Source organism: Photorhabdus hindustanensis (assembly GCF_002968995.1).
In the GTDB taxonomy this organism is placed as follows: domain Bacteria; phylum Pseudomonadota; class Gammaproteobacteria; order Enterobacterales; family Enterobacteriaceae; genus Photorhabdus; species Photorhabdus akhurstii.
Genome location: NZ_PUWT01000112.1, coordinates 1 through 5,263 on the forward strand (window position 1 = coordinate 1; position 5,263 = coordinate 5,263).

Annotated in this window: 13 protein-coding genes; all 13 read left to right on the forward strand. The window is 37.4% G+C overall.

Annotation, left to right across the window (positions count from 1 at the left end; genetic code table 11):
• Window positions 1-281 precede the first annotated feature (281 nt).
• The 13 genes from C6H66_RS24120 (at window position 282) to C6H66_RS24185 (ending at window position 5,195) form a co-directional block, all read left to right on the forward strand.
• Window positions 282-608, forward strand: coding sequence for a hypothetical protein (locus C6H66_RS24120; RefSeq protein ID WP_105396975.1), 327 nt, complete (start codon window positions 282-284; stop codon window positions 606-608).
• Window positions 609-635: 27 nt separating this feature from the next.
• Window positions 636-917: a hypothetical protein gene (locus C6H66_RS24125; RefSeq protein ID WP_065391034.1), complete on the forward strand. Its 282-nt coding sequence runs from the start codon at window positions 636-638 to the stop codon at window positions 915-917.
• 156 nt (window positions 918-1,073) lie between these two features.
• Window positions 1,074-1,442, forward strand: a complete 369-nt coding sequence (locus tag C6H66_RS24130) for a hypothetical protein (RefSeq protein WP_181150297.1) — start codon at window positions 1,074-1,076, stop codon at window positions 1,440-1,442.
• 231 nt (window positions 1,443-1,673) lie between these two features.
• Window positions 1,674-2,441: a phosphoadenosine phosphosulfate reductase domain-containing protein gene (locus C6H66_RS24140; protein ID WP_105396977.1), complete on the forward strand. Its 768-nt coding sequence runs from the start codon at window positions 1,674-1,676 to the stop codon at window positions 2,439-2,441.
• Between the two features lie 29 nt (window positions 2,442-2,470).
• Window positions 2,471-2,908, forward strand: coding sequence for a zinc-finger-containing protein (locus tag C6H66_RS24145; RefSeq protein WP_105396978.1), 438 nt, complete (start codon window positions 2,471-2,473; stop codon window positions 2,906-2,908).
• A gap of 3 nt (window positions 2,909-2,911) precedes the next feature.
• The gene (locus C6H66_RS24150) at window positions 2,912-3,100 is read left to right on the forward strand and encodes a hypothetical protein (RefSeq protein ID WP_105396979.1); all 189 of its coding nucleotides are present in this window, start codon (window positions 2,912-2,914) and stop codon (window positions 3,098-3,100) included.
• A 5-nt stretch (window positions 3,101-3,105) separates the two neighbouring features.
• Window positions 3,106-3,459, forward strand: a complete 354-nt coding sequence (locus C6H66_RS24155; protein ID WP_105396980.1) for a glutamyl-tRNA amidotransferase — start codon at window positions 3,106-3,108, stop codon at window positions 3,457-3,459.
• A complete protein-coding gene (locus tag C6H66_RS24160) occupies window positions 3,440-3,625 on the forward strand; it encodes a hypothetical protein (protein WP_105396981.1) in 186 nt (61 codons plus the stop codon). The genes C6H66_RS24155 and C6H66_RS24160 overlap by 20 nt, the downstream gene beginning before the upstream one ends.
• Window positions 3,618-3,806 carry a DUF7167 family protein gene (locus C6H66_RS24165; protein WP_105396982.1) on the forward strand — a complete coding sequence of 63 codons (189 nt, stop codon included), beginning with the start codon at window positions 3,618-3,620 and terminating at the stop codon, window positions 3,804-3,806. The genes C6H66_RS24160 and C6H66_RS24165 overlap by 8 nt, the downstream gene beginning before the upstream one ends.
• Window positions 3,793-4,014 (forward strand): hypothetical protein, encoded by a 222-nt coding sequence (locus C6H66_RS24170; protein ID WP_181150298.1) that lies wholly within the window; start codon window positions 3,793-3,795, stop codon window positions 4,012-4,014. Before C6H66_RS24165 ends, C6H66_RS24170 begins: the two co-directional genes overlap by 14 nt.
• Window positions 4,014-4,643, forward strand: coding sequence for an MT-A70 family methyltransferase (locus C6H66_RS24175; protein ID WP_105396984.1), 630 nt, complete (start codon window positions 4,014-4,016; stop codon window positions 4,641-4,643). Before C6H66_RS24170 ends, C6H66_RS24175 begins: the two co-directional genes overlap by 1 nt.
• Complete coding sequence (locus C6H66_RS24180; RefSeq protein ID WP_105396985.1) at window positions 4,630-4,869, forward strand: hypothetical protein; 240 nt, start codon at window positions 4,630-4,632, stop codon at window positions 4,867-4,869. The genes C6H66_RS24175 and C6H66_RS24180 overlap by 14 nt, the downstream gene beginning before the upstream one ends.
• 23 nt (window positions 4,870-4,892) lie before the next feature.
• Window positions 4,893-5,195 (forward strand): hypothetical protein, encoded by a 303-nt coding sequence (locus C6H66_RS24185; RefSeq protein WP_146111120.1) that lies wholly within the window; start codon window positions 4,893-4,895, stop codon window positions 5,193-5,195.
• Window positions 5,196-5,263: the final 68 nt, after the last annotated feature.

Below are 5,263 nucleotides of genomic sequence, written 5' to 3' on the forward strand. Positions count from 1 at the left end.
GCTACTTATTGTAGAGAGTTAAATATAAGAACATTAAAAGGAGAATTAATCATGGTTTAGTGACACAGCTATACCGCTACCAGCCTGATAAATCCAGGCACACGACGACTGTGTAGAGGTCGGGTTCCCACGGCGACGTAGTGAGGGAAAGGCGGCTTAGAGCATCACTGAGTTCCGGTTAGCGCCCGGTTAACGCATAAGTAGGCTATAACACTTCATCGGGAAAAACAGGGAATCATCGGCACGGAAGCCAATTATTAAATTAATATGAGGATTAAACAATGAACATCAGCAAAGCAATCATCAACTACGCAGCCCGCCGCAACATCGACATTGACGCAAGATATTTCGAAACTGTTGAAATGAATGATGGCGAAATTGTTAAAGTAAACAATGTCTGGTTCGCGGTAATTCGTGAAGATGGTGAAGTTCAGTGTGAGCCGATGTTCGTGTATGCAGTGAATGGCAATCATTTAAGATATAACGGTCATTGCGCGATGGAAAAAGAAATTGCGGAAGAATTACCAGCTACTATCGACAGCGACAAGAAACTGAAAGAAGTTATCAAGTTCATCGAATCAGAAATGAAAGCTGGCAACATCGAATAACGCAGATAAACTCAGAAGGTAAACAAAATGAAAATTAATCAAGTAAAATTCAACGAAAATGATTTGGTGAAAGTAAGTTTCTTATGGATGAAAAATAATCCTAGTAAAATAATTCCTCCGCATCGGCATGACAACATTTATAATTTCTCAGTTAAAATTAATGGTTCTTTTCATTGTCTTAACAAATATGAAGAATACAAGGTCTATTCTATAGGTACTACTGGCACATGGTTAGTTATTAAAGATGAAAATCTAAACTGGATTTTTGTTGATTGCGATGAGTTTCGTGAGATTTTCATTAAAGTGTAAATATGAGGGTTAAACAATGATAAAAATACAAGATACTTACAGTTTTGAAATATTGTGTGAAGACGTAAGAATTATGCCCGTCGAAATGGATTGGATTTCAGTTGAAGTGTTTGGTGTAAGAAAAATGACGGCACAGATAATCAGTATGGCATTAATATGATCAATGCAATCATGGGTTGTGCTGGAGTTAAGCAATTAACCCAGGTAACGAAAGATGCGAATACATGTATCGCACCTGAATTAGCTGGAAAAATGATCGGTCTGGTGCTCCAAAAAACACTGAGAACAAAAAGAACGGATGGAAGCGATACATTCAGCTTTGATATAAGAATTCCATTCATTGCCAAAACTGGGCAAACATTGCAAGAAGTTGAAGAAGGTAAAGTTGCTGAGGCTGTAAATAAGATTGTTTCAACTTTAAAAGATAAAGATGAGAGAAATAAATCATCACAGCATAACAGCTACAATAATTATCAAAATAATCATCAATACGAGCAATACGACGATAGTTTCTCTTCATTTTAAATATGAGGGTAATTTGATGTATGGTGAAAAATTTAATGGCGACCCTTGCCCGCAAGGGCACACGCTAAGATACGTGTCTAATGGTAGCTGTACTGAATGTCAAAGACATAAAGATAAAAAAAGAAAAAAGGAAAAAAGAGAAGTCGATAAAAAAGTAAAGTCGTCTGATTTTACTCACAGAGTGTTTATTCTCGGAAATCCAAATCAAAATATCTAATCAAAGGATCATCAATGATACAGCTATCAATTCCCGCTGAATCTCGGCGGGTGATAAACGCTGGCGCTATTTTCTACGTATCCCACTCTGGAGGAAAAGATAGCCAAGCTATGTATGCACTATTAAATTCTATTATTCCGCATGATCAGATTGTTGTCGTTCACGCTAGCTTGGGGGACGTTGAATGGCCGGGTGTGATTGAGCACATTAATGAGAATATTAATCATGAGCTGAATATCGTTCAAGCAAGAAAAACATTACTGGGAATGGTCGAAGCTCGCGGTATGTGGCCTAGTCCTAAGTATCGCCAGTGCACTAGCGACTTAAAGCGCGGACCCATTCAAAAGTTCATTAGAAATGATTTGAAAGCTAAAGGTAAAACATTAGCTGTAGATTGTACTGGCATTCGCGCAGAAGAATCTGCTAACAGGGCAAAGAAGTCACCGTTCTCTGTTAATCAAGCACAGACACTAAGCAGCGGCGCACGTACAGTGTACAGCTGGCTTCCAATTTTCGAACTATCGACTGCGCAGGTATTCAAAACTATAGCTGATGCTGGGCAGCAGCCATTTTGGGCATATAAAGATGGAAATGAGAGATTATCTTGCGTGTTCTGCATCATGGGTAGCAGTAATGATTTACGGCATGGGGCTAAATGCAACCCTGAACTCTATCGTCGTTACGTCGAATTAGAGCGCAAGATAGGACACACCATGTTCACTAAAGGCAGCATACCGATTTCGTTGGATCAATATATCGGCATACCTGTTACTAATATCTAACCCATTTATATAGCGGGAGGATTATTATTATGGAGAAAACACCCTGGAACCCATGCAATAAAGCCATTCAGCGGGTTAAAGACCCGCTACCAATTCCTGTAAGATGCCGTTACTGCTGCGGCCACGTAACAATAGCTCATCATGAAGAGATATTTGGTAAAGCACACAGTAAATGGCCGTGGCTATATATTTGTACGTCATGCGGGGCATATGTCGGCATGCACCCGTTTACAGATATCCCGTTGGGCACATTAGCAGATAAAGCAACTCGAAATGCTAGAATGAGTAGTAAGCGGTATTTCGAAGAAATATGGCAATCTGGGAAATTAAGTCGCACGGATGCGTACAGATGGTTAGCGAAGAAATTAGGTATCAGTTTCAATAAATGTCACTTCGGCTGGTTCGATATTGACACTTGTCATAGAGCCAAAGAAATTTGTGAAAATATGATTATTAAAAAGAGTTAACTCATGAGCAAGAAATTAATAATAACAGGAAATGCTTCAGTTTATTTCAGTAAAATAATTGAAGTAGACGATGATGAATATAAGGAAATAATCGATGATGAAGATCGATTAGGTTGTCAAATAGATGTTTACGACATGGACGAAATTTTAGACATCAGTTATATTGAAGCTGAAGTTATTCAACAGAGGTAACTATCATGAATAAAAATACAGAATCTCTAATATCCGCATGTCACGAGTTAGCAAGAGTAGCAAGTTGTGACGATTATTTAATTTTGAATGAGATTGCTGATAAGCTGGAATTTCTTCGTAAAGAACGCGATAGCTATAAAGAAATGTTTTATGACTCTTGTAAGGGTCTTGCTGCTATAGCTCGCGCTGCTGGAATTGAAGAAGAGAATGATACGGGTTCGCCGGGCCAAGTAATTGCTGAAATCAAGCTATTAAAACGAAAGCTTCGAGTGCTCGGACTAGCATTTGATGCGCTTGAACCAATTGTAACTTTATTACAAGAACAAGAGTCGAAGAAAAATGACAATCAATGTCGGTGATACTTTGCAGTATTGTAATCAGATTTCAGACTTTCCATATAAATTCACTATAGGAAATTATTATGAAGTGGTTGAATTCTTCGGTTTTCCGGGAATTATAGACGATGACGGAATTTTTTGCTCACTTGATGAAATCAATATTAATGATGAGGTAAATGATGAGTAAACAAATGATACTTAAAGCTCAAACAAACATGATCGGCTCTATGAGTCAAACAGAGCTGAATATAACAGAAGCAGAATGGAAAGGAATGACAGATGAAGAGCGCCAACAAATAATTAATGAATTTATGTCTACTGTTGTTGATGTCTGGGTAGATGTTGAAGATGAGGATGAAAATGAATGATTATCTCTGCAACCATTTTTACTTTATCTGGAAACGAATGTTCAAGCGATACATGATAAATGTTCTTGTCTATCGCGGAATGAATTTATCAGAAGCAAAAGAAGCCGCTACATGTGAGATTGAATCATATTCTAGAAAAGATGGAGACTGGAAATATATTCATCCGCACGATGCAGCGAAAGAATCATTGTCTTACTGGAGTGATTAATGAAATATGAGCTTATTTATTGCGATCCCCCTTGGCAATATAATAATAAAGCTTCAAACGGTGCAGCCGATAATCACTATACAACAACATCTTTCTTCGACTTAACTAAACTTCCCATTCACTCTATAGCCGCAGACAACTCGGTTCTAGCAATGTGGTATACGGGTAATTTCACACTTGAGGCAATTGAATTAACTAAAGCATGGGGCTTTAAAGTTAAAACCATGAAGCTATTCACATGGGTGAAATTAAATAAATTGGCTGGTGATCGGATAGATAAGAACGGAGTAGAAGATTTCTTTGATTTCATGGAGATACTAAACAAAGAGACGGTGATCGGGATGGGGAACTACACGCGAGCAAATACAGAGGATGTATTGCTCGCGGTTCGGGGAAATGGAATTGAGCGTATTAGTGCCGCAGTGAAGCAAGTGGTTTTCTCTTGTGTCGGGGAACATTCAAAAAAGCCGTGGGAAGTCAGGAATAGACTTGAACAACTATACGGAAATGTCCCGCGCATTGAGCTATTCGCAAGAGAAAAAATTCAGGGATGGCATACATGGGGGAATGAGTCCCCAATTAATAATATTGAATTTATACAGGAAATAAAGTCACATGAAATTAATTAGCTTAATAAAGCCGATCAAAGTTAACTACTTTGGCATTGAATTATTAGCTCCGTTTTGGACTAAATTTATAGTCACAGAAAACAAGGGAATTGTATTAGCATGGAACAAAAAGCCGTCTCAAATTAACGGCAACTGGTTCTCTGAATCACCATCATCTCAATATGAAATTGTAGCTATTATCGAATTAGAAGGTATGGACTGGAAAGAAACTCTCGTTGAAATATGAGTGTAATTAGAGGAGGCTTGATTGTGTTAACTTGCTCAATGAAAGATTTTAAATACACGTCTGATGATTGGTATTTTGATAATTCACTTAGAATGACAATGGCTTATTTAGATTGTGAATTATTCTTTATTAAAATATCAGCCATTAAAAGTAATAATTCACTGATAAATAATTGGTTTTCAATATACATAACTGATCAGGATGGATGGAGTGAAATTAAATTTGATATTACAGAAGCTAACATTGAAAGAGCGCAGAAAATCATTGATGCCGCTGAAAAATGTAGACTATTAAATAATGAGTTAACTGATTTAATATGGGATTAAAAATGAAAATAACTGATTTGAAATTTAATCTAGATGAATGACCAAGTTCTTGAAAACGGACACCGGGC